This is a genomic window from Rhodococcus sp. IEGM 1366, from assembly GCF_033142425.1.
In the GTDB taxonomy this organism is placed as follows: Bacteria; Actinomycetota; Actinomycetes; order Mycobacteriales; family Mycobacteriaceae; genus Rhodococcus_F; species Rhodococcus_F globerula.
Genome location: NZ_JAWLRZ010000011.1, coordinates 82,132 through 107,086, shown reverse-complemented (window position 1 = coordinate 107,086; position 24,955 = coordinate 82,132). Strand labels below are relative to the sequence as shown.

General features: G+C 60.9%; 27 protein-coding genes and 1 riboswitch. Of the genes, 11 read left to right on the top strand and 16 right to left on the bottom strand.

Annotation, left to right across the window (positions count from 1 at the left end; genetic code table 11):
- Positions 1 to 178 precede the first annotated feature (178 nt).
- The 3 genes from R4P64_RS28620 (at position 179) to R4P64_RS28610 (ending at position 2,021) form a co-directional block, all read left to right on the top strand.
- Positions 179 to 703: a DUF3558 domain-containing protein gene (locus tag R4P64_RS28620; RefSeq protein ID WP_317823534.1), complete on the top strand. Its 525-nt coding sequence runs from the start codon at positions 179 to 181 to the stop codon at positions 701 to 703.
- Between the two features lie 408 nt (positions 704 to 1,111).
- Positions 1,112 to 1,660 carry a DUF3558 domain-containing protein gene (locus R4P64_RS28615; RefSeq protein WP_317823532.1) on the top strand — a complete coding sequence of 183 codons (549 nt, stop codon included), beginning with the start codon at positions 1,112 to 1,114 and terminating at the stop codon, positions 1,658 to 1,660.
- Between the two features lie 19 nt (positions 1,661 to 1,679).
- Positions 1,680 to 2,021: a hypothetical protein gene (locus tag R4P64_RS28610; RefSeq protein ID WP_233364415.1), complete on the top strand. Its 342-nt coding sequence runs from the start codon at positions 1,680 to 1,682 to the stop codon at positions 2,019 to 2,021.
- A 56-nt stretch (positions 2,022 to 2,077) separates the two neighbouring features.
- Here the strand turns inward: R4P64_RS28610 and R4P64_RS28605 are convergent, their stop codons facing one another.
- Positions 2,078 to 2,539 (bottom strand): 6,7-dimethyl-8-ribityllumazine synthase, encoded by a 462-nt coding sequence (locus R4P64_RS28605; protein ID WP_317823529.1) that lies wholly within the window; start codon positions 2,537 to 2,539, stop codon positions 2,078 to 2,080.
- Between the two features lie 46 nt (positions 2,540 to 2,585).
- Positions 2,586 to 3,098, bottom strand: coding sequence for an Lrp/AsnC family transcriptional regulator (locus R4P64_RS28600; protein WP_033236034.1), 513 nt, complete (start codon positions 3,096 to 3,098; stop codon positions 2,586 to 2,588).
- Between the two features lie 209 nt (positions 3,099 to 3,307).
- On the opposite strand from R4P64_RS28600, the gene R4P64_RS28595 reads away from it, so the two are divergent.
- Both R4P64_RS28595 and R4P64_RS28590 read left to right on the top strand, forming a co-directional pair.
- A complete protein-coding gene (locus R4P64_RS28595) occupies positions 3,308 to 4,426 on the top strand; it encodes a Glu/Leu/Phe/Val family dehydrogenase (RefSeq protein ID WP_095888749.1) in 1,119 nt (372 codons plus the stop codon).
- A gap of 150 nt (positions 4,427 to 4,576) precedes the next feature.
- Positions 4,577 to 5,695: a class I SAM-dependent methyltransferase gene (locus R4P64_RS28590; protein WP_317823525.1), complete on the top strand. Its 1,119-nt coding sequence runs from the start codon at positions 4,577 to 4,579 to the stop codon at positions 5,693 to 5,695.
- Positions 5,696 to 5,705: 10 nt separating this feature from the next.
- On the opposite strand, the gene R4P64_RS28585 is transcribed toward R4P64_RS28590, so the two are convergent.
- The 7 genes from R4P64_RS28585 to R4P64_RS28555 form a co-directional block, all read right to left on the bottom strand.
- Complete coding sequence (locus R4P64_RS28585; protein ID WP_317823523.1) at positions 5,706 to 7,052, bottom strand: T3SS (YopN, CesT) and YbjN peptide-binding chaperone 1; 1,347 nt, start codon at positions 7,050 to 7,052, stop codon at positions 5,706 to 5,708.
- Between the two features lie 116 nt (positions 7,053 to 7,168).
- The gene (locus R4P64_RS28580) at positions 7,169 to 7,657 is read right to left on the bottom strand and encodes a hypothetical protein (RefSeq protein ID WP_045071422.1); all 489 of its coding nucleotides are present in this window, start codon (positions 7,655 to 7,657) and stop codon (positions 7,169 to 7,171) included.
- Between the two features lie 172 nt (positions 7,658 to 7,829).
- A complete protein-coding gene (locus R4P64_RS28575) occupies positions 7,830 to 8,438 on the bottom strand; it encodes a LysM peptidoglycan-binding domain-containing protein (protein WP_045071421.1) in 609 nt (202 codons plus the stop codon).
- A 226-nt stretch (positions 8,439 to 8,664) separates the two neighbouring features.
- The gene (locus R4P64_RS28570) at positions 8,665 to 9,468 is read right to left on the bottom strand and encodes an ABC transporter ATP-binding protein (RefSeq protein WP_317823521.1); all 804 of its coding nucleotides are present in this window, start codon (positions 9,466 to 9,468) and stop codon (positions 8,665 to 8,667) included.
- The gene (locus tag R4P64_RS28565) at positions 9,465 to 10,268 is read right to left on the bottom strand and encodes an ABC transporter permease (protein WP_317823520.1); all 804 of its coding nucleotides are present in this window, start codon (positions 10,266 to 10,268) and stop codon (positions 9,465 to 9,467) included. Before R4P64_RS28565 ends, R4P64_RS28570 begins: the two co-directional genes overlap by 4 nt.
- Entirely contained in the window at positions 10,246 to 11,265 is a 1,020-nt protein-coding gene (locus tag R4P64_RS28560; RefSeq protein ID WP_045071414.1) for an ABC transporter substrate-binding protein, read from the bottom strand. The genes R4P64_RS28565 and R4P64_RS28560 overlap by 23 nt, the downstream gene beginning before the upstream one ends.
- A complete protein-coding gene (locus R4P64_RS28555; RefSeq protein ID WP_317823519.1) occupies positions 11,262 to 12,020 on the bottom strand; it encodes a TenA family protein in 759 nt (252 codons plus the stop codon). The genes R4P64_RS28560 and R4P64_RS28555 overlap by 4 nt, the downstream gene beginning before the upstream one ends.
- Positions 12,008 to 12,103: riboswitch (TPP riboswitch) on the bottom strand. It overlaps the preceding gene by 13 nt.
- Positions 12,104 to 12,208: 105 nt before the next feature.
- On the opposite strand from R4P64_RS28555, the gene R4P64_RS28550 reads away from it, so the two are divergent.
- Entirely contained in the window at positions 12,209 to 13,777 is a 1,569-nt protein-coding gene (locus R4P64_RS28550; RefSeq protein WP_317823517.1) for a carboxylesterase/lipase family protein, read from the top strand.
- 3 nt (positions 13,778 to 13,780) lie between these two features.
- Here R4P64_RS28550 and R4P64_RS28545 read toward each other — a convergent pair whose 3' ends face one another.
- Both R4P64_RS28545 and R4P64_RS28540 read right to left on the bottom strand, forming a co-directional pair.
- On the bottom strand, positions 13,781 to 15,028 hold the full coding sequence (locus R4P64_RS28545; protein ID WP_233364420.1) for an MFS transporter: 1,248 nt from the start codon (positions 15,026 to 15,028) through the stop codon (positions 13,781 to 13,783).
- Positions 15,029 to 15,162: 134 nt separating this feature from the next.
- Positions 15,163 to 15,438 (bottom strand): GNAT family N-acetyltransferase, encoded by a 276-nt coding sequence (locus tag R4P64_RS28540; RefSeq protein ID WP_045071408.1) that lies wholly within the window; start codon positions 15,436 to 15,438, stop codon positions 15,163 to 15,165.
- Between the two features lie 559 nt (positions 15,439 to 15,997).
- Here R4P64_RS28540 and R4P64_RS28535 point away from each other — a divergent pair.
- Positions 15,998 to 16,327, top strand: a complete 330-nt coding sequence (locus R4P64_RS28535; protein WP_033236037.1) for a hypothetical protein — start codon at positions 15,998 to 16,000, stop codon at positions 16,325 to 16,327.
- 23 nt (positions 16,328 to 16,350) lie between these two features.
- Here the strand turns inward: R4P64_RS28535 and R4P64_RS28530 are convergent, their stop codons facing one another.
- On the bottom strand, positions 16,351 to 16,992 hold the full coding sequence (locus tag R4P64_RS28530; protein ID WP_317823516.1) for a Type 1 glutamine amidotransferase-like domain-containing protein: 642 nt from the start codon (positions 16,990 to 16,992) through the stop codon (positions 16,351 to 16,353).
- A 13-nt stretch (positions 16,993 to 17,005) separates the two neighbouring features.
- On the bottom strand, positions 17,006 to 17,824 hold the full coding sequence (locus tag R4P64_RS28525) for a maleylpyruvate isomerase family mycothiol-dependent enzyme (protein ID WP_317823515.1): 819 nt from the start codon (positions 17,822 to 17,824) through the stop codon (positions 17,006 to 17,008).
- 162 nt (positions 17,825 to 17,986) lie between these two features.
- Here R4P64_RS28525 and R4P64_RS28520 point away from each other — a divergent pair, with 162 nt between their 5' ends.
- Positions 17,987 to 19,525, top strand: a complete 1,539-nt coding sequence (locus R4P64_RS28520) for an AMP-binding protein (RefSeq protein ID WP_317544564.1) — start codon at positions 17,987 to 17,989, stop codon at positions 19,523 to 19,525.
- A 7-nt stretch (positions 19,526 to 19,532) separates the two neighbouring features.
- Here R4P64_RS28520 and R4P64_RS28515 read toward each other — a convergent pair whose 3' ends face one another.
- Entirely contained in the window at positions 19,533 to 19,898 is a 366-nt protein-coding gene (locus R4P64_RS28515; protein WP_233364423.1) for a DUF488 domain-containing protein, read from the bottom strand.
- 276 nt (positions 19,899 to 20,174) lie between these two features.
- On the opposite strand from R4P64_RS28515, the gene R4P64_RS28510 reads away from it, so the two are divergent.
- Genes R4P64_RS28510 through R4P64_RS28500 form a run of 3 tightly spaced genes read left to right on the top strand, consistent with a single transcriptional unit; the run spans position 20,175 to position 23,037 of the window.
- The gene (locus R4P64_RS28510) at positions 20,175 to 21,284 is read left to right on the top strand and encodes a Re/Si-specific NAD(P)(+) transhydrogenase subunit alpha (protein WP_045071404.1); all 1,110 of its coding nucleotides are present in this window, start codon (positions 20,175 to 20,177) and stop codon (positions 21,282 to 21,284) included.
- Positions 21,284 to 21,607 (top strand): NAD(P) transhydrogenase subunit alpha, encoded by a 324-nt coding sequence (locus R4P64_RS28505; RefSeq protein ID WP_033236042.1) that lies wholly within the window; start codon positions 21,284 to 21,286, stop codon positions 21,605 to 21,607. Before R4P64_RS28510 ends, R4P64_RS28505 begins: the two co-directional genes overlap by 1 nt.
- Positions 21,607 to 23,037, top strand: a complete 1,431-nt coding sequence (locus R4P64_RS28500) for an NAD(P)(+) transhydrogenase (Re/Si-specific) subunit beta (RefSeq protein WP_141486625.1) — start codon at positions 21,607 to 21,609, stop codon at positions 23,035 to 23,037. The genes R4P64_RS28505 and R4P64_RS28500 overlap by 1 nt, the downstream gene beginning before the upstream one ends.
- Positions 23,038 to 23,095: 58 nt before the next feature.
- On the opposite strand, the gene R4P64_RS28495 is transcribed toward R4P64_RS28500, so the two are convergent.
- Together R4P64_RS28495 and R4P64_RS28490 are read right to left on the bottom strand one after the other, a co-directional pair.
- On the bottom strand, positions 23,096 to 23,734 hold the full coding sequence (locus tag R4P64_RS28495) for a hypothetical protein (RefSeq protein ID WP_092807509.1): 639 nt from the start codon (positions 23,732 to 23,734) through the stop codon (positions 23,096 to 23,098).
- Positions 23,735 to 23,774: 40 nt separating this feature from the next.
- The gene (locus R4P64_RS28490; protein ID WP_411742713.1) at positions 23,775 to 24,875 is read right to left on the bottom strand and encodes an MFS transporter; all 1,101 of its coding nucleotides are present in this window, start codon (positions 24,873 to 24,875) and stop codon (positions 23,775 to 23,777) included.
- Positions 24,876 to 24,955 lie beyond the last annotated feature (80 nt).

Genomic DNA, 24,955 nt, shown 5'->3' with positions numbered 1-24,955 from the left:
GGTGCCCTCCCCGACGTTGTAGTCAACCCCTCCAGTATGCGACTGTCACGAGCAGCGTCAATCGCTACAGATGCGCTGCAAGCGAACATGGGGACGTGAACTGGGAATTTGTCGGTAGCGGGAACCGATTGAGTTTCCGGCGCATCAAATAGAGTGAGTTCATACCGAAGGGGGCCCGATGAGAATGTCGATGGGGGGTCGGCTTCTCGTGGCAGGGATATTGGTATGGGCTCTGGTCGGATGCGGCTCAGCCGTGGAGGGGGAGGCTGAGCCGCTATCCGGGCACGAGGGGCTATTCGATCCGTGTACGGACATTCCGGACCGGGCGATTGAGGATGTTGGTCTTGATCCGTTGACAAAGGAAAGAGATCTGGTTGGCGTCGAAGAACTCGGATGGAAGATCTGCTCGTGGACGGGGCCGTGGTATTTCGTTGTCGTTCTGTCGAACGTGTACTCATTGCGAGATGTTCGCGACAACACCGATTTCACTGGATTCGACGATATTCAAATCGGCCAGAGACAAGGAATTCAGTACTCGCGAGTTCACGATCAAGTTGGTGCGTCCTGCTACATCGCAACGCAGGTGCGGCAGGGTTCGATCTGGCTTCGAGTCTCCGGAATGGGCCTACATCCGATCGAAGAGTCCATGTGCACGCTCGCGACGCGATATGGAGCCGAACTTGAAACTTATTGGCCACGTTGAAGACCAAATGAACGATGGGAACTGTTGTGGCTAATCCTGATGGGTCCTCAGATGGCTCGCAACTCTCACGATGGGCAACTTGGAAAGGCGAAGTTGAAGGCGGTGCGATCTCAGTGGACTTTGAGGTGGCCCGCAAACTCCGTGACAGTTGTAGGGCGTACCGGGCGGAGTTAGATGTTGCGCTTCGTAAGGTTGAGTCGGCGTCAAATGTGAAGGGAATGGGCACGCTTCAATCGGGAATGGACCTGGCACGCAAATTCTCCCTGAAAGCATCTGGAGGCGAGGACTCGCTCGAGAAGTCACTTCGCAGCCACATCGACGTTCTCAAGGAGATGGAAGCGTACTTTCAGGCGTGCGTGACACGCTATTTCGCTGTGGAGGCGGAGAATCTGAATCGTCTAGCGCGACATGAAATATCGGAGTCCTAGTGTGAGGGTCTGGGCGCAGCTTCGACTTATGCTGGCAGCCATTGTCATTGGGCTCTTTGCGGTGGGGTGTGGTTCAACCGTCGAGGGTGAGCCTGAGCGCGCGTCTGGTCAGGAGGGATTGTTCAACCCCTGTACGGACATTCCGGACTCGGTGATCGAGGAGGTCGGTCTCGACCCTTCGACGGAGCTCATCGATATTGACGGTGTAGAGCAACCAGGATGGAAGATGTGTATGTGGAAATCGACGTGGTACTTCTTCACGATCATGTCGACGAAATACACGCTTGATGATGTGCGAAGCAATTCGGATTACACAAAATTCGATGAGTCGATAATTGCTGATCGAGTTGGACTGTGGTTTCAGCGGGAATCTGACGAAACCATCGACGGGTGCTACCTAGCGTTTGCGGCATCTCAAGGTTCGGTGTGGCTCAACATCGAAGCAGACGCGGGGACGCCGCACCAAGGCTCTACCTGTGGACTTGTCGAAAGTTTTGCATTGCAGCTTGTTTCGTCCTTGCCCCGATAAATCTCCGAGAGTAGGTCCAGTGGCGAGTCAGGAATCTGGCGAACTGTTCGTAGATCCGAAAGTGGCCAAACCAATGGTTGCAGCGTGTGACGCATGGATAGGTGAACTTAAGTTGATGGTCGTGCTCTGCGAGCGACTCAGCGACGTCAAAGGCATGGGAACTCTGGAATCGGGGCGCGCCTTGGCAGACAAGTTTGCAAAGAAGGCCATTGGTGGCGAGGACTCGCTGGAGAAATCTCTCGACAGTCACATCGCTGTGGTGAAGGAGATGCGAGCCTATTTCCAAGCCTGCATCGACCGCTATGAATCCGTGGACACGGAGAATGCCGCCGTCCATGGGAGGCTCGAGATACCCGGATAGGCACAAAAAATCTCGCTGAGCCGGAGGGCATCCGACTCAGCGAGACTGTGGAACGACTAGGCGGTGGGCAGAGACTTCAGCGAGGTGACCGTAGCGTCCACGGCGCGCGCTGCTTCGGCGCCCTTCTTCACGAAATGGGTGCTGAAGTAATCGACATGCTCGGCATGCTCGTGGAAGTTGTGCGGCGTCAGAACGACGGAGAAGACCGGAACATCAGTATCAAGCTGCACTCGCATCAAACCGTCGATGACGGCGGTCGCCACAAAATCGTGGCGGTAGATGCCACCGTCGACGACGAGGCCAGCAGCAACAATTGCCTGGTAACGGCCCGTCTGCGCTAAACGGCGCGCATGCAGCGGGATCTCGAAAGCGCCCGGCACCTCGAAGAAATCGACTGAATCGCGGGCGTAGCCCAAACCGACTATTTCGTCTGTGAATCCGTCACGTGCACGGTCCACGATGTTGTGATGCCACGTCGCCTGAATGAACGCGATGCGCTGTCCCTGGATGTCACTCATAACGACAAAACTACTGCACCAGGAAGCGTCGTCGCGAATGCATGTCTCAATCCTGCTGCCGCGGGAACGCTGTGGAGCGCCCCCAGCCTGCATCGTTGGTGAGGTGCTCGAGCAGCGGCTGGATTCGGTAGGGAAGAGGATTGGTCAGCGCGATCGTGGTGGTGGAATGAGTGACACCCGGAAGGCTGACGATCTGCTCCGCCAACTTCTGCAGCGCAGCGTGGGTGGAGGTGGCTACGCGCACCAGCAGATCTTCGCGTCCCGTGGTGGCGTGAATTTCGATCACCTCGGGCAACTCGGCCAAGCTCCTCGCGATGGCGCTGATCTTTCCCTGCTCCAGTTCGAGGCCCACAAATGCCTGGATGGGGATGCCAACTTCGGGGAGATCGAGATTGGGGCGGAACCCGGTGAGGATTCCGCCTGATTCCATGCGCTTCATCCGAGCCTGGACAGTGTTCCGGGCGACTCCCAACGAGTTTGCGAGTTCGGCGACACTCATGCGCGAATCCTTGCTGAGCAATCCGAGTAGCTGGACGTCGAGCTTGTCGATGCTGAGCACTTTGTGAACCTTTCTTCAGTGATCGAGGTCACTGGATGATCGTATTGCTTAGTTCAATAGATTTGCATTGACCAAATCGTAGCTCAGGAAGAGCATTGGTTCTACGAATTGCTCAGCGGAACAGTTTGCGTAGATCACTGTACCCATCGACGATTCGTCTCGATCTCACGCCTGTGTCGTACAAGTCCTTTGGAAAGGTCTATCTCACAATGACTCTCACCGCCGAGCCTGTGAACTCCGCCCACATCTCCGACGACACTGCCGGCGTATTCGATCGCGCAGACTATCTTCGCGATTACCCGCACGAGCAGGTGAGCTTCTTCCAGGATCCGGCGAGCGGACTCAAGGCGATTGTTGCAATCCACTCCACGACGCTCGGGCCGGCGCTCGGCGGCACCCGCTTCTACCCGTACGCGGACGAATCTTCCGCTGTCACAGACGTTTTGCGGCTCTCTCGCGGAATGACCTACAAGGCCGCAGTTGCGGGTGTTGATCTGGGCGGCGGAAAGGCCGTCATCATCGGCGACCCGGCAACGGCGAAGTCCGCCGAATTGCTCGGCGCCTACGCAAAATTCGTTCAGACACTTGGCGGCCGCTACATCACGGCCGGAGATGTGGGGACCAACTCGGACGATCTCGACGTGATCGGGCTCGGAACGGACTTCGTGGTGGGGCGCAATGCGAAGGCGGGCGGCTCGGGCGACAGCGCGCCGATGACGGCCCTCGGCGTTTTCCAGTCACTGTTGGCGGCTGCGCAGGCTCACTGGGGCTCGCGTGATCTGGCCGGAAAGACGGTGGGAGTCGAGGGCACCGGCAAGGTTGGGTACGAACTCATCAAGCTGCTCCTGGCCGACGGTGCGACCGTGCTGGCAACTGATGTCAACGCGACGGCACTCGACCGCGTAAAGGCGGATTTCCCGCAGGTGCAGATCGTGGACAGTGTCATCGACGCCGATCTCGATGTTTATGCGCCCTGCGCAATGGGCGCGACGCTTTCGCACGCCACAGCAGAGGCAATCACTGCCGCGGTGATCTGCGGCGCAGCCAACAACCAGCTGACCGAACCCGAGGTCGAGTCCGTTCTGAGCGAGCGCGGCATCACGTGGGTACCTGATTATGTCGCCAACGGTGGTGGCCTCATTCAGGTTGCGGGCGAGCTGAAAGAGCATACGGCTGAGCAGGTCAGGGCTCAGGTGGAGAAGATTTTCGACACGGTAGCCGAGATTCTTGCCAAGGCGAAGGCTGAAGCAATCCTCGCGGGCGATGCAGCAGACTCCGTCGCCGAGGCGCGTATCGCACAGGCAGTTCGTTTGCGCACGGCGAGCTGAGACGCCCCGCGCGAGGTCATTAATTCGGCCGGTCCCGGCTAGTGTGGAACCAGACAAGCAGATGTGCACAACTGGAACACGCGAGCCGGGACCGGCCGCAGTGCGTCGAACGCCCTATCCGCTCCATGTCCGACGCCGGAAGGGCCTTTGATGACCGAACAGTACGTTGTGTGGACCGAGAACGATACTGAGCGCCGTGCGCTCTGGGGGTCCACGAGCGGGGCACCGGCCCCCAAGCGGATACTGGTCGCAGACGACACGATGAAGGCGGACGAAGCCTACCGATTGGCGTGCGAGGGAACAGCCCTTCTGTGGCGCGGTGACTTCCAGAACGCGCGTCAACTGTCCAAGGCTGTGGCTGCCCGGATGGATCGCAAACCGCGCAGAGACTCGGATGATCCGGCACAGGCCTTCCATCTTCACCGCCAGACACAGGGCCGGCGCGCACAGATTCTCGGCATGCTCCTGATTCCCCTCGACGCGGATCTCTCGATCCCATTGCGTCGTGCGCCCGACGCCCACGTGGCGTTCACCGAGGCATTCGGCGTCACGGATCAGCCGTCGGTTCGTTCGCTGCGTGATCTGTTGGGTGCAATCGGCGCGCACGAGTGGAACCGCAAAGGCGTTCTGATTCCCGCGTTGGACGCTCGGATACATCCGGCATTCGGAGTGTTCTCGCCCGTGCGCGGTGAGTACATCGACCTGGTGGCCGCTGCGCCGTTGCCGTCGACTGAAAGCGCTTTCGACATCGGTACCGGCACGGGGGTGTTGGCCGCTGTGCTCGCTGCGCGTGGAGTCACAGAAGTGACGGCGACGGATCAAGATCCCCGGGCGCTGCAGTGCGCGCGGTCCAACCTCGACAGGTTGGGTTACAGCGATCAGGTGACAGTGATCGAGGCGGATCTGTTCCCGGAAGGTGTTGCGCCACTAGTGGTCTGCAATCCACCGTGGATTCCGGCCAAGGCAACCTCACCGATCGAGTACGCGATTTACGACCCGGCCGGAGCGATGTTGAAAGGCTTTCTGACCGGAGTGGGGGATCATCTCGCGGAGGGCGGCGAGGCCTGGCTGATTCTCTCCGATATCGCCGAACACCTGGGCCTGCGCACGCGGACCGAACTGCACGCGATGATCGCAGCAGGTGGATTGACGGTGATCGATCGCATCGACGTCAAACCGACGCACGCCAAGGTGAGTGACCGAACGGACGCTCTGCATGCCGCGCGTGCGCGTGAAACCACCTCGTTGTGGCGGCTTCGTCGGCGCTGAATTTTCGACGTCAGGACGGGTCGTCGAACAGCGTTTCCTGAGTGGGGTCGGCAAATAACCCCATTTGTTCTGGCTGCGGTTTTGCCGGCGGATCCGACTTGGCATCGGGCAACACAACCAGACGAAGTGCACCGCGCAGGCGATCGACCATGCGTTCCCACGTACTGACCTGATCATTGAATCCGGCGGCTTCTTCAGCGTCGTCGCGGCTGTGTGCGTCGACGGCTTGGCTCCGCAACTGGATCTGCCACTCGTTGCTGATGTGCAGCAACTGCAGGATCAGGTCGCGGTCGCGACCACACACGTCGGCGACGGCCTCGAGGTCATCGGCTACATCGAGATCGAGATGAAGCAGCGTCTCGAGTTCCGGCGGCAGATCTTCCATGGTGAGCTCGGGCTGAAGTGTGCCAGACTCGCCGCCCTTGTTCGCGAAGAAGAGATCGCCGCCCAAGCGCGACGCGAACTCGTCGTCGACGGTACGAAGGAACGACGTCAACGAGGCGCACGTATCGGTGAGATGTTTGGGCACAAACGGTGAGCCCGCGACTTCGAGGAAGACGGACAACCTGTCGTCGATCAGAACGAACTTGATCCGGGACCATTTGCGGTTGAGGTCCGCGATGACCTCGCTGGCGCGGGTGCGATCGCTGATGTCCTGTACCAGCGGTGAGAACAGTTGAACGTCAAGCGAATCCGAGAGCGGTCCGACGAACATGACGGTGGAGCCGACGCGAATGGGGATGTCTCCGTCGCTGTCGCGTTCGGGGAGACTGCCGAGCATGGGAACCAGGGCAAGGGTGACAAGTTCTTTGAGATGGTCGACGTCGTTGGGCAGGTACGCCGCAGCGGGATCGAGCAGCGGTAACTCGTCGATGGTGGTGACAGACGGATCGAAATCCGGTGTCAGCTGATTGCCAGTGAGATCACTGGACAGAAACGCCGGGTGATGGACGCCGAAAACCGTGCGAAATGCTGCAACGGTCATCGAAGCCATTTGGTCCGACCAATTCTGCCTCTTGTCGACGCAGAAGGCGGGGGAGCTGTTGTCGGTATCGGGACCGTCCGACGGGGGAGCCCAGCCGAGCGCGACGAGAGTCTCGAGGCCGGACTCGTCGAGGGCGAACCGCGGGTGCAGGAAATTGTTGGAGGGAACCTCGCACCGCACCATGTCGGTGTCCCAGATCAGGAACTGGACGCAGGGCGCTCCGCCTTCAGCGGTGTCGATGTCGGAGGTTGCAGCCTCGACAGCAAGGACGTCACCGTCCACCATGATCGAGATGTGGTCGGCCAGGCGTGCCTGAAATTCCGCCCACGCTCGGTCGACACTGATATCGAGGTCGAATCCGTGCACGGCCATCAGTCACCTCCTAACGCAACGCTGAGACCTATACGGTAACGCGAGGTGCCGACAAAGCAGCTGTTTGCAGGTAGGGGATGTAACGCCGGTCACCGTGATAGTTCACGGCGAATGTGTCAGTCTCCGCTGGACGGGCGCTCTGAATCGATGGTGACGACCGGGATTCCCGTGCTGGTCGGGACCGTCGTAGAAGTCACGGTTCCGGACGGGCGCGCGCTCGACGGCGTCGCTGACGCAGGAGTGGACGAAGCAGGCGTGGATGACACCGCAGTGGTGGAACTGGTGCTTGATACAGCGGTGGTGGACGTTGTCGTCGACGCCACTACGGATGTCAGCGGTACGTTGCGCGGGGCCGTGAGCTCGGGTGCGACCTGCCACGTCGGTGTCGGTGGAATCACGACGGTAGGTACGACTATCGAGGTGTAGAACGAGGCAGGTTCGATATCCGCAAGTGAGTCGACGGTGACCGTGGATACCAGCGCTGGCGGGGTGACGATCGGGCCGCCGCCGCCGAATGCTCCGGCTGCTCCACCGAAGAGGAAGCCGGAAGCGACAGAAATGCCGGCAACTGTGAGCGCGCCGACCATGACAGTTCTGTCTCTCATGCACAACCTGTTCTCCGGGAGCAGTACGCAAAGCACTGTAGGCGAAATCGAACAGTAGTGGCACATCGAAAACTATTGGGTGGGACGCGAATAAGTGTGTTGTAGAACACAAAGGCCGCTTCACGTGCAAAACCCCGGGCGTTGAACGCCCGGGGCCTCGCGGCGAAACAAGCTATGCCGGGATGGTCAAAACCTGGCCGGCGTTGATGAGATCCGGGTTGGCAATACCGTTGGCATCGGCGATGCGCTGGTACTGGTTGCCGTCACCGTAGAAGCGTTCGGCGATCGCCCAGAGGGTGTCGCCGCCTTCGACCGTGTAGGTCTGCGCTGCCGGAGCGGCGGGAGCCGGTTCGGGCTCCGGTGCTGCCGGGGCAGGCTCCGGGGTGGGCTCAGGTGCGGGAGCTGCGACGGCGGTGTCAGTGGACCACAGGATGCGGTCGCCTGCGGACAGAACGACGTTGCGATCGTCCTGCACCGAGAGGGAGACCCCTTCGTTGCCGGAGGTCTGCGATGCCCAGACTGCGTCCCCGTCCTTGTAGAGGACGAAGTTGCCGTCAGCCTGCACGTCCGCGCGGTTAGCGCCCGATCCGTTTGTGCCGGCTGCCCAGACTGCGCGGCCGTCCTCGGAGAGAACCAGGTTGCCGTCTTCCTGCAGGGTGAGGGCGTAGGAACCGTTGTCGGACTTGAGTTCCTGGCCGATAGCGAGACTCTGGCCTGACTGCAGTGTGCTCACACTGTCCCTTTCCAAATCTGTTGCGGTGGGGTCCTGCCACGCAAGCATCACTCGCCAGTTACCTTGCGGTGAGTGGTTGCGTAGGCGGTCCACACTACGTTACCGGAGAGTTTTGTGGAACGTCCGACACACATACTTGAATTTCGGCGAGCGCGATCTCTCTGGTAGTGAGCAGTTTTGGTCGCCAATAGATTTTTCCGAGGGTTGACCTGGGCATCGATCAATCGGTCTGGCCTGAACTCTCGGTGAACTGCGTGTGACTCTCAGCTTATCTTCAGTAATCGCCAGGAGGGGACTGATCGGACAGTGCGGTCAAAGTCTCGCTGTGCAGCACCCGGAGCAATTCGCGCTCGACCGCGGCAAATTCTGGCGAGGTGATCATGTCAAGTTCGCGGGGGCGCGGAAGTGGCACGTCGACGACGCGTTTGACCGTGGCGGGCCTTGCGGAGAGAACGACGACGCGATCGGACAGATAGATGGCCTCGCGAATGTCGTGGGTGATCATCAGAACTGTCCACCGATACTGCTGCCACACATCCTGGAGCCAGGACTGCATTTCGGTTCGGGTCAACGAGTCGAGGGCGCCGAACGGTTCGTCGAGCAGCAGAACGGGCTTGCCCTGAACTACTGTGCGCAGCAGGGCAGCCCGCTGGCGCATGCCTCCCGACAGCTGCGACGGAGTGGCATTCTCGAAACCCGACAGTCCGAAGGCGGCAAACAGCTCTCGTGCCTTGTTGCGTGCGGTTTTCCGCGGCACACCCTGTACTTCGAGTCCCAGTGCGGTGTTGTCGAGAACCGAACGCCACGGAAACAGGAGATCCTTCTGAGGCATGTAGGCAGTCGGGATGCCGCTTCCCGAGTCCGGTAGACCAACGGAGACGGTTCCCGACGTGGGTGTTTCGAGTCCGGCCAAGACATTGAAGATGGTGCTCTTGCCGCATCCACTCGGTCCGATGATCGACACGAATTCGCCTGGGGCAGCGTAGAACGACACGTCGTCGAGAACCTGTCGCGTGTCTGCCCGGGTGCTGAATTCCTTGCTGAGTGAGGCCAGGTCGACAATGCGTTCGGTGCTCATCGCGGTGCCCTTTCGCTCAGAGCCCACGGCGCAACGACGCGTTCCACCGCAAAGGTCAGTAGGTACAAGGTGACACTGATCAGAGCGGTCACCAGAACCGCAGCAAGGACCAGGTCAGTGCGGAAGGAATTCTTCTGGGTGCTCATGTAGATGCCCAAACCGGAGGTCGCGCCGACGTATTCGGAGAACACCGCCCCCACGACGGCGTAGGTGATACCGATGCGCAGCGCCGTGAAGAACCGTGGAATTGCCGACGGGAGTCGCACGTACCGGAATTCCCGCCAGCGGGAGGCACCCATGCTGCGCAGGAGGGCACCGGCTTCACGATCGGCCGCGGCAAAACCCTCGATCAAACCGATAGTCATCGGGAAGAACGTTGCCAGCGCGATCACCAGAACCTTCGGCAACAGTCCGAATCCGAACCAGATGATCATGAGTGGGGCGATCGCAATGATCGGCAACGTCTGCGAGACGACAAACAGTGGAACCAACGCGCGCGAGAGCCATGGTGAAAAGTCCACCACCACAGCAAGAATCCATGCGAGTGCCAAAGAGACGGTGAATCCGATCAGCGTCACCTGAAGCGTCGACAACGCATGGCCGGAGATCACGTCGCGGTTGTTCCACCCCTGCGAGAGCACTCGGCCCGGCGACGGCAGAACTTGGGGACGGATACCGCTGACATCGACGTAGATCTGCCAGGCCGCAACGAGCAGGATCACCACGGCGAGCGCAGGCAACGCTCGCCGTGTGACGGATCCCCATCGAGTCGCCACTTCAGGGCGCGTCGAGGTACTCATTGGTGAAGTATTCCGACCAATTCGGTTTCTGAGTCAGCGTATTGCCGTCCGGGCCTGCCAGTAGGCCGTTGTCGAAGAGGAAACCCGAATAGCCGGACCATGTTTCGAGATTCTGGGTTCCGACAACGCCGTTTGCGTCCAACATGTAATCAGCGGCAAGCATCCGTTGGCTGTCCCGCACGAGGTCCTCGTCGGTGAAGGCGCCGGGATTGGCATCGATGAGATCCTGTGCAGCGCGATCGGGATCCTCGGCGGCGGTCTGATATCCGCGCTGCACGGCCTTGACGAACTTGGCAGCTTCCTCGGGGTGATCCTTCATCCACTGCTGATTACCGTTGATCACAATGGAATACGCGTCGGGGAATCCGTAATCGGTGTACTGGAAGTACCGCATCGGGGTTCCGTTACGCTCAGCTTCGAGACCTTCCCACGCAAAGTAGGACACAGTGAAATCAGCCTGCCCCGAATACACGGCTTCGTAGGCCGACGTACCCAACGTGACGGTGGTGAAGTCGCCGGTCCCGCCGTCGTTGCGAATCACTTGTTGCAGCGTTTCGACCTCGCCGGGATCGCCGAAGCCGGCGTAGACCTTGCCGTCGAGATCACGCGGACGGGTGATGTCCGATCGGTCAGCTTTGACGCCGATTCCAGTGGCACGGTGCTGAAGTGGCGCGATGACGGAGACCGTGTCCGCGCCCGCAGCGCGAGCGAACGTCGCCTGGCTCTGGGTGCTGATCCCGAACTCGGCGTTGCCGGCATCCACCAGGGTGTCGGGGGAGGTGTTGTTGTAGGGAAGGATCGACACGTCCAGTCCGGCGTCGTCGAAGTAGCCCTCCTGCATCGCGACGTAGAGCCCGGTGTGGTTGGTGTTGGGAGTCCAGTCGAGTGCAAACCGGATGGCATCCGAAGATTCTGTGCCACTGGAGCATCCACTGATCATGGTCAGTGTGGCTGCGAGAGCTGCGGTCGTGGCGAGAACACGCCTTACCGAGATCATGACGCGGGCCAAGGCTGCGGGTGCAATGCCGAATCCCAGAACATCAGCTCGAATCGACTTGCGATTCGGAACGCCTCGCTCATCGCTTCTCGATCTGCTTCGGTAGCGGCGTCGGCTGCTGCGTCGACGAGCTCCCGTGCCTTCGCGACGGACTCGTGGAACTCCGGCGCGTCGTAGGTGCTGACCCACTGCGCGTAGGGATGCGTCGGATCTGCGTCCAGAACCTCCCGCGCTGACGCGGCCAGGTCGCGGCCGACCTCGGCGTAAATCCAGAAGCAGGGGAGTACCGCAGCGGCCGAGACGGCGTACGGCGCGGTGGCGGCAGTCGCGATCAGATAGGACACGTATCCCAAGCAGGCTTGTGAATGCTCGAGCCGACTGGTGTCGGCCGGCAGAATCCCGCCGGTGAGAAGGCCGTCATGCAGTGACGACTCGACCGTGGCCGCCGTGGATGCGGAGTTGGACCAGAATCCCGCTGCCTGCGGGTTCGGTGCGTGAGCCGCAACAAGAGACAGCGCTTGGGAGTACCCCTCGAGATAGAGCTTGTCTTGCTCGATGTAGGTGCGGAACGCGTCGAGCGGCAAGGTGCCGTCGCCGAGTCGGCGCAGGAATTCGAGTGAGTCGATGGACTCACGCAGCACTTTGGTCTCGTCCCAGAGGCGGTCGGTGAATCGGCCCGAAGTCGATTCGATGAGCGCCGTGTTCGAGACGGACGTATTTTCGGCAGAACTGTATGCAGGCTGTGTGGTAGCCATGACATCCCTTCGTCAGCATTACCTGATCAGGTTCCCGGGTTTGATCTCAGCCCCGCCCATGCGGAGCACCCCGTGTCAGAACAAGGCGACCTTAACACCGCCGCTTTTCGTTGCTCGTCCCCACCTCTCGGAAATTGGTAGGTTTGGGACAGATTCTCTCAAAGTCGAGGTCGTGAGGAGATTCAGGCATGGACACCGAAATTCGACCGGGAGACACAGGCCAGAGCACCCTTGTCGTCCACACTCCAGCCGGTGACGTCCGGGGATTTGCCGATGGTTCGGTTTTCGCCTGGAAGGGTATCCCGTACGCGGCCGCCCCGACCGGGGAGCGAAGGTTTCGAGCGCCACTACCGGCCGAACCATGGGACGGCGTGCGGGATGGCCGCGCCTTCGGTCCCATCGCACCGCAGGGGCAAAGCCCGGCGGTGCCGATAGATCGGGCGTTTGTGGTCGACGAGGATTGCCTGTCCGTCAATGTGTGGGCGCCACGACCAGACGGCACGCCGCGGCCGGTCATGGTGTGGATTCACGGCGGTGCCTATTGTCTGGGTTCGGCAGCCCAAAGCATCTACGACGGTCGGCACCTGGCGGAGACCGGTGACGTTGTTCTCGTCTCGTTCAACTACCGCGTCGGCGCGATGGGGTTCCTTGACTTGTCTTCCTTCTCGACACCGGACGTGGTGTTCGAGTCGAATTGTGGCTTGCGCGACCAGATTGCAGCGCTCGAGTGGGTGCGTGACAACATTGCTGCGTTTGGCGGTGACCCGGGTGAGGTGACGGTATTCGGGGAGTCGTCGGGTGCCGGTTCCATCACGACGTTGATGACGTGCCCAACAGCCGAAGGCCTCTTTCATCGCGCGATCGCTCAAAGCCCGCCGGCCACATCGGTATACGGACGTGATCGCGCGCGCTCGGTGGCACTCCGCTTCCTCGAACTGATCTCGATTGCCCCAGGCGATGCCGGCGATCTGATCGACGCCGATCTCGAACTGATCATCAAGGCCGGTGACGAACTGGTCAACGAAATCCCGACCCGCATTCCAGGAACCCTCGCCATGGCCCCAGTGGTGGATCGAGATCTGGTGCCGCACTACCCCGTTGCAGCTTTCCAGAAGGGGTATGCCCACAGAATCCCACTGATCATCGGATCGAACAAGGACGAGGCGTCGATCTTCAAATTCATGAAATCGCCGTTGATGCCGGTGAGTGCGCAGTCGGTGGAGGCGATGCTGCAGGCACTGGCCGACGACCACCCGGACATTTCGCCGACGCGGCTGGCCGAGATCATGTCCGCCTATCCTGATCACGCCAAACCCAGCGGCGCCTTGGCGCTCTCGCGTGACGCGGCGTTTCGGATGCCGACACTATGGATTGCCGACGCGCATGCACGGCACTCGCCGACGTGGCTCTATCGATTCGACCACGCCACGCCCATGCTCAAGGCCGCGCGCATCGGAGCCGGGCACGCAACCGAATTGCCTTATGTATTCGGCAATTTCGGAACCCTGGACGTCGATCCGACATTCTGGTTGGGTGGACGCAAGGCTGCAATGGAGGTGGCCGGTCGGATACAACGACGGTGGCTTGCATTTGCCCGGCATGGAGTGCCGGCCGCGCTCGACGGGTCCAAACACTGGCCGCCGTATGACGAAGAGGCTCGATCCACGCTACTGATCGATTCGCCGGACTCGTTGGTCCACGACGCTGACGAGGTGCTGCGCATCGCCTGGGGGACCGAGGTGATGGGATTCAAATAGCGGTCAGGGGTGATCGAGTTCGCGCAGCACCGGAAGCGCCGCGCACACGATCGCGATGACAACGATCGGAATCGACAGTGCCACAAAGGTTGATGCAATACCGAGCTGATCGAGAAGTGGGCCGACAACGAGGTATCCGAGTGGACCGGCGGCGTAGGCCGTCGACGTCATCACACCGACAACCCGGCCTCGCATGTGCTCGGGGCTGCGAGTCTGCATGGCGTAGTTGGCTATCGGCCCCACCGGGCCGTACACAAGACCTTGCAGGCCCGCCAGGACCAGAATTACCCACAACGGCGGGAGCAGGGCCATCGCGAGCATCGCAACGCCGAGCACGCCGACTGCACAGATCATGATCAGTCGCCGAGACATCAGTGGAGCAAGCGGCGCGTACGCCAAGGCGCCCACGATTCCGCCGATCGCCAACGCCATCAACACCGACCCGAGCTGAGCGGGTTGGTCGAGCTCGGTGAAATACACGGGAAAAACAACACTTTCCACCGGCATGTACAGAGCCACGACGGCCATGTCGACCAGTGCCAGAGTTCGGAGAAGCTTGTTGTTCCACACGAACTTCAAGCCCTCGAGTGTGCCGTGCCAGATGGACGCCGGACGTAGGCCGGGGTCTGGTGTTCCGGCGTCGGCCAGACGGATGAAGGCAACGACGATGATCGAAAGCACGAACCCCGCCGCAGTCACCCAGAGGGTGCTGACCGCGCCGATCGTGGCGATCAGGACGCCGCCGACTCCGGGACCGATCAGATACGCGACGTTGTAGTTCGCCTCGTACAGGCTGTTGGTCCGATCGAGCTTCCACCCCGCGGCGCGCGTCGCCGCCGGCAGCATCGATTCTCGCGCTGCCATGCCGGCCGGATCGAATGTTGCACCGAGCGCAGCGAGAGCGGCAATCACCGGAATGCTCAGACCTGAGGTGACCGCGAAGATGGGAATGGCCGAAGCCGACACAGCGGACAACGCGTCGGACACCAGCGAGGTGCGCCGACGACCGAATCGATCGACGAGAGTGCCGGAGAACAAACTTGCGATCAGTAGTGGCACGGCGGCGGCACCGGCAACAATTGCCGCGTCGGTGGCGCGCCCGGTGCGCTCGAGAACGAGCCAGGGGATGACCACCATGGAGATGCCGTTTCCGATTGCGGAGAACAGCGTCGCGAGGTTGATCAGAACCAACGGAAGGTAGTGGATCTGTTCGGACGTGCCCGCGCGTCCGAGTCGGGGCGTGACAGTCACGGACATTCCTTCCGGGCAGCGGGGCAGCAAAAGTGCTGTTTACACCAACACTGCCCGACGCGCGTCATGTCCGCGACTGATTTTTGACGGCTCGCTCGGCCTCGGGGTCAGTTATCCCCGAGGCAACAAGCGAGTTACAGGAGGATCTGAAACTCCGGATTCTGCGCGACGAACTTTTCGACGTACGAGCAGGACGGGACGATCTTCTTGCCGTCCGACTGCGTTTGTGTGAGGGCTTGCCGCACGACGACGGCAGCGAGCCCACGGCCACGGAACTGCGGGTAGGTGACGGTGTGGTGGAAATCGCGCACACCATCCGATTCGGAGTACTCCGCAAAACCTGCGAGTTCGTCGTCCGAATAAATATCGAAGCGGCTCTCGTCGACGTTGTGCACGATCTTGTCGGTCATTGCTGGTGGCTCCGTATCGGTGAGGGATGTCTCCTCGACGGTACCCGGGTCTGTGGACGGCGCGGGAGGCGCTTCGAGTCAGCGCCCTTCGATTGCTGCTCGCCCAATTGGACAGCCGTTCAAAGCTGATCGTGTAGGGCGTTGTGTCGTCAGAAATAGGCCGTGTACTAGGGATTCTTGGTGTGAAGATGCCTGGGAAAACGGCGATACACATGATTTGCTACCGTAACGATCCCACCTGATGAGATAGTTGAAAAAGATTTTTTCGCAACCGGGCGTGTTGCTCTCATGTAGGCCGAAAAAACGGGCAAATCGCAGGTCAGGCCGACTGGCTCCAGATATGGACCAATGTCGTGAAGGCGATGGCCTTAGGTCTCGAATAGGCACTGACACGGCAACGTTTTCCAGAGCGCAACCCAAACGAAGCCTTGGGGGGTTAGCGTGTGCATCGTCGGGGATAAACGAAGCGTTACAGGGTCACCGGAAAAAAGGTCTCGGGTGTATCCAGGCAACGGGCAGTCGTCACATCGTCGTCGAACACTTCGAGGAAGGAACGCACATGATTTTCGGACAGCGTGAGTCGAACAGTTACCTGGCTGCAATATTTTCGTACGACTTCCTCGATGAGCACATCGGATACGAGACGATTGCACGCATTCACCGCGGCGAGATCGATGACTGGATCCGCGACCTTGCGGCATCCGGACTCTTTTCCGCGGCCGAGGTTCGAGCGGCAGAACTCGCGTGGCACAAGAACCCACGACTCCTTCTCGACGCGCTCCTCGAAGATGCGGACGAAGTGTCGGTCAAGCGGTGGGAAATCGCGTGGGCGCGACTCGATCGCCAGTCACATAGCGTTCACCCGGCGCCCGTCGCCGAGCACGGTTGAAGGGCAACTGACGACTGAGGTCGTCAGATGACGTCTGCCTCGCCGCCGTCGACGACCACAACCTGCTGATCGCTCAGCACCCTAAACGGAATCCGTTCTTGTGTAAGTATGGCGATTGTTCGTGCCGTGGCCGCAGGATCCTCGAGTACAGACCCGCCGCCGTGCGGAACAATCGCGAAATCGACGAGTCCGAGCCCGGTCCACACCGGCTCGATTCCGCACGTGGCCAGTACATCGGACGGATCATCGGTGATGTCCAACCCGGTCAAGGTCGGTGTGGCCACAGCAGCGCCGGCGCTGTATCCCGCGTAGGCAAGATCTCCATTGCGGACAAGGCGTTCGAGGACGTCGTCCGCTCCCGTCCGCGCTAACTGCGCCCGCAGGACAAAGGTATTTCCGCCGCGGACCCAGACGCAGTCGAACGTCCGCAGTGCGTGCTCCAGTGCGTCGGGTGAGCGAGCGTAGTCGCGGATGTCGAGTTCCTCGGCGTCGTATCCCGCTCGGCGTAGTGGCGTCAGTTCGCTGGTAACCGCGGAGGCTCGGGCGGCTGCCGGCCACGCGTCGGCGGCCGCCGCGATGACGGCGATCCGAGCGCCAGGGCCGACCAGTTCCGCGAACCGTGTGTGGTGGTCGCCGAACCGGTACGACGCCAGGAACAACTTCATCGGACGGCGTGGTTCAGATCGTGAACGCAAGGTTGTCGAGAATCCGTTTGCCGAGCGCGTGATCGCCTACAATCGTGACCTCGTCAAGATGATCAGCCGCGCGGACCCGTCCGCAGGCAAGTCTCGTGAAGAGCGCGGAACTCATCCTCACGGTCACGGTAGGTGGCCCATCGAGCGTGGGAACCAGAGCGGCGCGACCGTCGACGGCGATGTGTAGTTCGCGGGTCAGCGGGCCGCCGAGATCGAAGGTGATGCGCGAGCCGTCCGGTGCCTTGCCCCGTTTGCCGACAACAAATCCGAGGGAACTCGAGATTTCCTTGAACGCCATTTCCGCGCGCGGACCGCCCTCGTCCCCGGGAGCCCTGACGGCGTCGCGGATGTCGAGCTCGTGTAGCCAGCAGTCGAACAATCGGATTCGCATGAAGCGGCCGTACGGCGCCGGGCCGACGGGAGTGGAAGACTCTGCATTCCAATCGGATTCGCTCAAAGTGCGAAGGGTAGAGGTGCGAGCAGACGTGATCTCGCGGTACTGCTCGAGTAGTTGCGGCGACGGAACCCGTCGAAGTCCCTCGACCCAGCGCTCGTTGAATGCGCCGATCTCGTTGTGCACGTGGGGGAGGGCGTGAACGTTGACGTCTGTGGTCGGCGGTTCGATTCCCGAGAGCAGCGATTCGGTTCCGATCAGGTGCGCGGTGATGTCGTGCACCGTCCACCCCGGCAGATTGGTGGGGGAGAACCAGCCGTCGCCGTCGAGGGCAGAGAGAAGCGAGTCGATGACCTGCCATTGCTCGATCAACAAATCGGTGACGGATTCCTGGGGCCAGTCGCTCATATGACTTTTCTCCGTAGGTATCGAAGTTTCACTGACCTCTCACTGTAGGGCGAGGAAGTTCGGCCGCCGAGCCAATGGCGCCGTTCCGCCGAAATCGAATCGAACCGCGCCGCCTTGTGATAGACCGGGGTGGACGGACGAGAAGCTGATTGAGGAGTGCGCGTGTTTCCTGGAAATTTTGTTGCTTCCACACCGGACAAGCCGGCGATCATCCGGCCGTCGACTGGTGAGTCGATCACGTATCGGGAGCTCGACGAGCGATCGATCGCACTGGCCAGGTACTTGCGCGGACTGGGAATGAAGCCTGGCGACCACGTTGCACTTATATCGAACAACGACCTGCGCGCGTTCGAAGTGTATTGGGCTGCACTGCGGTCCGGCTTCTACATCACCGCAGTCAACTGTCATCTGACGGCGCAGGAGGCGGCGTACATCGTCGACGATTGCGAGGCGAAAGTACTGATCGCGTCCGCTGCAGCAGCACACGCTGTTCCGACAGATCCGGCGCTGACTCCGCGAGTTCTCCACAGATTGGTGTACGGGGGTGAGCTCGCGGGATTCGAAGACTACGACGCGGCTGTCTCGGCGCAATCGACGGAGCCTTTGGATTTGCAACCCCGCGGCACGGACATGCTGTATTCCTCGGGAACAACCGGTCGCCCCAAAGGGATCAAGGGAGATCTGCCGGAAGGTGAAGTCGACGTCACGATGGATCCGTTTACCGCCGTGTTCGCGCCGATGTACGGATTCGATTCCAGCACAGTCTATTTGTGCCCGGCGCCGATCTATCATGCTGCGCCGCTGCGGTTCTGCGGGGTCATCAACTCGGTGGGCGGCACAGTGATCTTGATGGACAGCTTCGACGCCGAGACGGCGCTGTCTCTGATCGGCGAGTACGGCGTCACGCACAGTCAGTGGGTGCCGACGATGTTTGTGCGGATGCTCAAACTTCCCGAGGAGACACGACTCGGATACGACGTGTCGAGCATGAAGGTGGCCATTCATGCCGCGGCACCGTGCCCGCCGGAGGTCAAGGCGTCGATGATCGACTGGTGGGGTCCGGTGATCAACGAGTACTACGCGTCGACGGAAGGTGCGGGCGCGACATTCATCAACAGCGAGCAGTCGCTGTCGCATCCAGGTTCGGTCGGTCGTGACGGAGTAATGGGGATTGTCCATATCTGTGACGATTCCGGCGCGGACCTTCCCGTCGGTGAGGTCGGCACAGTCTTCTGGGAACGTGAGAAGTTGCCGTTCCGCTATCACAACGATCCGGAGAAAACTGCGTCCGCGCAGCACCCCGATCATCCGAACTGGACCACGAGCGGCGACATCGGGTACATCGACGACGAGAGGTTCCTCTATCTCACCGATCGGGCGGCATTCACGATTATTTCGGGCGGCGTCAATATCTATCCGCAGGAGTCGGAGAATGTTCTGACTCTCCACCCGAAGGTTTTCGACGTCGCGGTAATCGGAATTCCCGACGACGAGATGGGTGAACAAGTCAAGGCGGTCGTCCAGTTAGTAGACGGAATTGAACCTTCGGCAGATGTCGCCGAAGAATTGCTGAAGTACGTGCGCGACCGCGTTTCGCATTTCAAGGCGCCGCGTTCCATCGACTTCGCCGACGAATTGCCTCGAACTGCCACTGGGAAACTTGTCAAGCACAAGCTGCGATCCCACTATGTGAATAGTTGACCAATCGTTACACGATTGTGCGGAGATAGTCGGCCAGTACCGACGCGTGGCTGTGGGCGAGGTCCTTGCTCGCCGTGAGCAGCACGATGGGGCGCGTGTCCGCTGTGGGTGTGACGCGCTCCAGGTACTCGCGGACGGGACGTGCGTCGAGTTCTGCGAGATATTTCGCGGAAAACGTGTCGAAGCGAGTCGCGTCGTGGCCGTACCACTTTCGTAGTTCGGTAGAGGGTGCCAATTCCTTGGCCCAGTCGTCGAACGGCAACTCGTCGCGTCGTATCCCGCGCGGCCAGAGTCGATCCACTAACAGTCGCACTGACTTTTCGGCGTCGGACTTTTCGTAGACCCGTTCTACGACAATTTTTCGACGCTTCACGATCGACACCTCATGCATCGATTGTGGTTCACATCGTGGAATTGGTCGACACCTCGATGTGATGGGGCTCACATTATAATGACTTGTATCTAGGTAAAGATACTGTTCGGACTCGATTCAGATGAAGAAAGTAGTTCTCCGTGTTCACTTTCCACGGAGAAGTCTGGCTAGTATCAGTCACCATTCACCCAAAAGCGGGTCATCTTCCGCTCATCCCATGTTGGCCGCCGCTCATCGCAGCAGGCGAACCACCAACCGCAGAAGGTAATGGAACAAATGGAAACATCGAAGAGCGCACAAGTGCGTCCGTCGGTCGGCGTCCCTCGGGAGTCGAGTGACGGTGAGCGTCGGGTCGCGTTGGTGCCGAAGATCGTGGCGGCTCTGATCGGTAAGGGCGTCGACGTTGTTGTCGAGTCCGGTGCCGGTCTTGGTGCCTTGATCCCGGACGAGTTGTACACCGCTGCCGGCGCGAAGATCGGCGATCCGTGGACCGCTGATGTTGTTGTCAAGGTCGCGCCGCCGTCGTCGGACGAGATCGGCAAGATCAGCTCCGGAGCGAAGTTGATCGGGTTCCTGAACCCGCGCAACGCGGACAACCGCATCGCCGAGCTCAAGGCTGCCGGGATCGAGGGGTATGCAGTGGAAGCTATTCCGCGTATTTCCCGCGCCCAGGTGATGGACGCTCTGTCCTCGCAGGCAAATGTGTCCGGCTACAAGGCTGTGTTGCTGGCGGCGTCGGAGTCGACGCGATTCTTCCCGATGCTCACCACGGCCGCCGGTACGGTCAAGCCCGCGACGGTGCTTGTTCTCGGTGTCGGTGTTGCCGGTCTGCAGGCACTGGCCACGGCGAAGCGTCTCGGTGGCCGCGCCACCGGCTACGACGTGCGACCTGAGGTAGCCGATCAGGTGCGCTCGGTGGGCGCTCAGTGGCTCGATCTCGGTATCGACGCAGCCGGTGAGGGCGGATACGCCCGTGAGCTCACCGACGACGAGCGCGCGAAGCAGCAGCAGGCTCTCGAAGACGCCATCAAGGGATTCGACGTTGTGATCACCACGGCGTTGGTTCCGGGTCGTCCCGCTCCGCGTCTGGTGACCGCGGCCGCTGTGGAGGGCATGAAGCCCGGCAGCGTTGTCGTGGACCTCGCCGGTGAGACGGGTGGAAACTGCGAGTTGACCGAGCCGGGTCAGACCGTCGTCAAGCACGGCGTCACGATTTGCTCGCCGCTGAATTTGCCGGCGTCGATGCCCGAGCATGCCTCGGAGCTGTACTCGAAGAACATTTCCGCGCTGATCGAACTGATGTTGGTGGAAGGCGCACTCGCGCCCGATTTCTCCGACGAGGTTCTGGCCGGTGCGTGCGTCACCCGTGAAGAGAAGGGCGCCTGATGTACACATCGTTGTTGTCGAATATCGCGATCCTGGTGTTGTCCGGGTTCGTCGGTTTCGCGGTGATCTCGAAGGTCCCGAACACTCTGCACACCCCGCTGATGTCGGGTACCAACGCCATCCACGGCATCGTCGTTCTCGGCGCGCTCGTGGTTTTGGGCAAGGTGCACGATCCGTCCATCGGGTTGCAGATCATCTTGTTTGTCGCACTTGTCTTCGGAACGGTCAACGTTGTCGGTGGCTTTGTGGTCACGGACCGCATGCTGGCGATGTTCAAGGCCAAGCCCGCCGCCAAGACTGTTTCGAAGGATGGTGACCAGTAATGGAATACCTGGTCAATGGTTTGTACATTGTCGCGTTCTCGATGTTCATCTACGGTCTCATGGGCCTTACCGGCCCGAAGACCGCGGTGCGCGGCAACCAGATCGCCGCTGTCGGCATGCTCATCGCCGTCATCGCGACTCTGATCTCCATCCGTGACACGGAGATGGGGAACTGGATCCTCATCGCAGCCGGTCTGATCATCGGCGTTGTGCTCGGTGTTCCGCCGGCGCTGCGCACGAAGATGACGGCCATGCCGCAGCTGGTGGCACTGTTCAACGGTGTCGGCGGCGGTACCGTCGCGTTGATCGCGTACGCAGAATTCCTGGACTCCGATGGTTTCACGGCGTTCAAGCACGGTGAGTCCCCGACGGTGCACATCGTCATCGCATCTCTCTTTGCTGCGGTGATCGGTTCGATCTCCTTCTGGGGCAGCGTGATTGCGTTCCTGAAGTTGCAGGAAACTTTGCCGGGTCGTCCGATCGGCATCGGCAAGTTGCAGCAACCCCTCAACGCACTGCTGCTCATCGCCGCTGTTGCGTTCTCGGTGATCATCGGTATCAAGGCGATCTCCCCGGAAGGCCCGACCAGTTCCCTCTGGATCGTCGGTGTCCTCGTACTTTCGGGCATCCTCGGCTTGATGGTGGTGCTGCCTATCGGCGGCGCCGACATGCCCGTCGTGATCTCGCTGCTCAACGCACTCACCGGTTTGTCGGCTGCTGCAGCAGGTTTGGCGCTCGACAACCAGGCCATGATCGTGGCCGGCATGATCGTCGGCGCGTCGGGCACCATCTTGACCAACCTCATGGCGAAGGCCATGAACCGTTCCATCCCGGCGATTGTTGCCGGCGGCTTCGGTGGCGGCGGCGGAGAAGCCGCATCCTCCGACGGTGTCGTGCGCACCGCGAAGGCGACCTCCGCGGCCGATGCTGCTATCCAGATGGCGTACGCCAATCAGGTGATCGTGGTTCCCGGTTACGGTTTGGCCGTGGCGCAGGCTCAGCACGCCGTCAAGGACATGGCGAAGTTGCTCGAGTCGAAGGGCGTCGAGGTCAAGTACGCCATTCACCCCGTTGCCGGTCGCATGCCCGGCCACATGAATGTTCTTCTCGCCGAGGCGGATGTCTCGTACGACGCGATGAAGGAAATGGACGACATCAACGACGAGTTCTCCCGCACCGACGTCACGTTGGTGATCGGCGCGAACGATGTCACCAACCCGTCGGCGCGTAATGATCCGAACTCGCCGATTCACGGGATGCCGATCCTGAACGTGGATCAGTCGAAGTCGGTCATCGTGCTCAAGCGTTCGATGAACTCCGGCTTCGCCGGTATCGACAACCCGCTGTTCTTCGCCGAGGGCACGTCGATGCTCTTCGGTGACGCGAAGAAGTCCGTCGCCGAGGTCACGGAAGAACTCAAGGCTCTGTAAGTTTTTCTGCTTCAGAAAAGGGCGCCTACTCACGAGGGTGAGTAGGCGCCCTTTCGGTTTACAGGTGGATGCTCCGATCGCGGGAGAATGCGATGGCTGCCGTATCCGGTCGTGCTGCTTCACGTTTCGCGGCGACCGGCGAGTGCTCCATCAGAATGGCTGCCACACAACCCCAGGCTGCTGCGATCAGGAGCCCGGCAACCACACCGAATATTCCGCTCATCTCGGTGGCGACCACACTGACCGCGACCGCGGCAACTCCTGAGATGCCCAGTCCGACAATGACGGGCCGCCACCGCGGCGCAGAGATCAGAACCGCCGAACCGTACAGCGCTGCTGCGGCAACAACATGCCCGCTGGGAAGCAAGGCCGTCGGCGCATCCGTGAGCCATGAACCCAGCGCAGCACTGGTCAGATTTGCGCCCACCCCGAGCATGAGTATGGCGCCGATACCGTACGGCAATGTGCGGATCATCGAGACCGCGGCGAGGGCGGCGGTGGCCGTCAATACCGCCGTGACGTCCACGATGCGGACGATCTGATCGGCAATGGATCTCAACGATTCCGGAACAGTGACCGTCGGTGAATCAGGTCGGAGAAAGTACAAAATACCGAGCGCTGCGGCACACAATGCGGCAAGGGCGAGGAAGCGGGTTGTAGCGGACGGGGAGTGGGGGGCGGAGGTCGAGACGGTCACATGTCCAGCATCCCTGCTTTGTCTGTGACAAGCGTGAGGATCAGCTGTGATCTCGGTGGGTGGTCGAAGAATCGCGACGAACGACACCGGCGGACAGTGCTGCGACCAGCACACAGAGAAGTGGGATGAGCATCGCTGTGGTGAGTGGCACAATCTGTGTCGCCCAGCCGATCGTCGCGGGGCCGGCAAGAAACCCGATGTAGCCCAAACCCACAACCCGAGACATGTTGGTACCAGCAGATCCTGAGCCCAGGTTGCCGGCGGTCGTGAAGATCTGGGGGATGCATCCGGACAGTCCGGCGCCGAAGAGTGCCCAGCCGAAGAGCGTGAGCGGAAGCCACCCGGAAAGAATGACTGTCAACATTCCCACCGAAGCGATCATGGCGCCGTAGCGAACAACCGCGACGGGGCCGAGTGCGGCACTGATTCGATCGGCCGTGAATCGGCCGACTGTCATCATCGCCGAGAAAGCTCCGAAGGACAGGGCTGCAACGGCATTCGAGACACCAAGATCTTCCTTGACTTGCAGTGCACTCCAATCGTTTGCCACGCCTTCGGCGAGCATGAGGACAAACGCCAGTGCGCCCAGTGCAAGCACCTTGGCAGAGAAGTGGCCGTGCGGTTGGTCCGTTGCGACGTCGTCGGCGTGGTGCAGGGCGCGGGGCAGCAGCGGCCGGGAGCAGATTGTGACGGCACCAAAGCCGACCAGTGATGCGGCGGTCAGCGTAACGGAGGGTGCAAGGCCGAGTGCCAGAGTGCCCGCTCCGATGACCGAACCCACCACTCCGCCAACGGAGAACATGCCGTGGAATGCGGACATGATCGGCCGCCGGTACAACTGTTCGGCCTCGACGGCTTGGGAATTCATCGAGACATCCAAGGCACCGTTGGCAAAACCGAAAGCCACCAGTGCAGCGCCCAATTGCCACGCGTTGGTGGCAAATCCCGGACCGAGCACGGCGGCGGACAGGCCGGTTCCCGCCAGGATTACCATCCTTCGGCTCCCGTAGCGGTCGGCGAGCGGGCCACTGAGCTGCATGCCGGCAATGGCGCCCACGGCAAGCAGGAGAAGCAGAGACCCCAGCGTGGAGTGGCTGATGCCGACGCGGTGCTCGATCGACGGGATGTGCACCACCCACATCGCGAGCAGGAAGCCGTTGATACCGAAGATGCCGAAAATGCCGGCGCGTGCGCGTATCAGAGTGGGAGAGGGGGCGATGC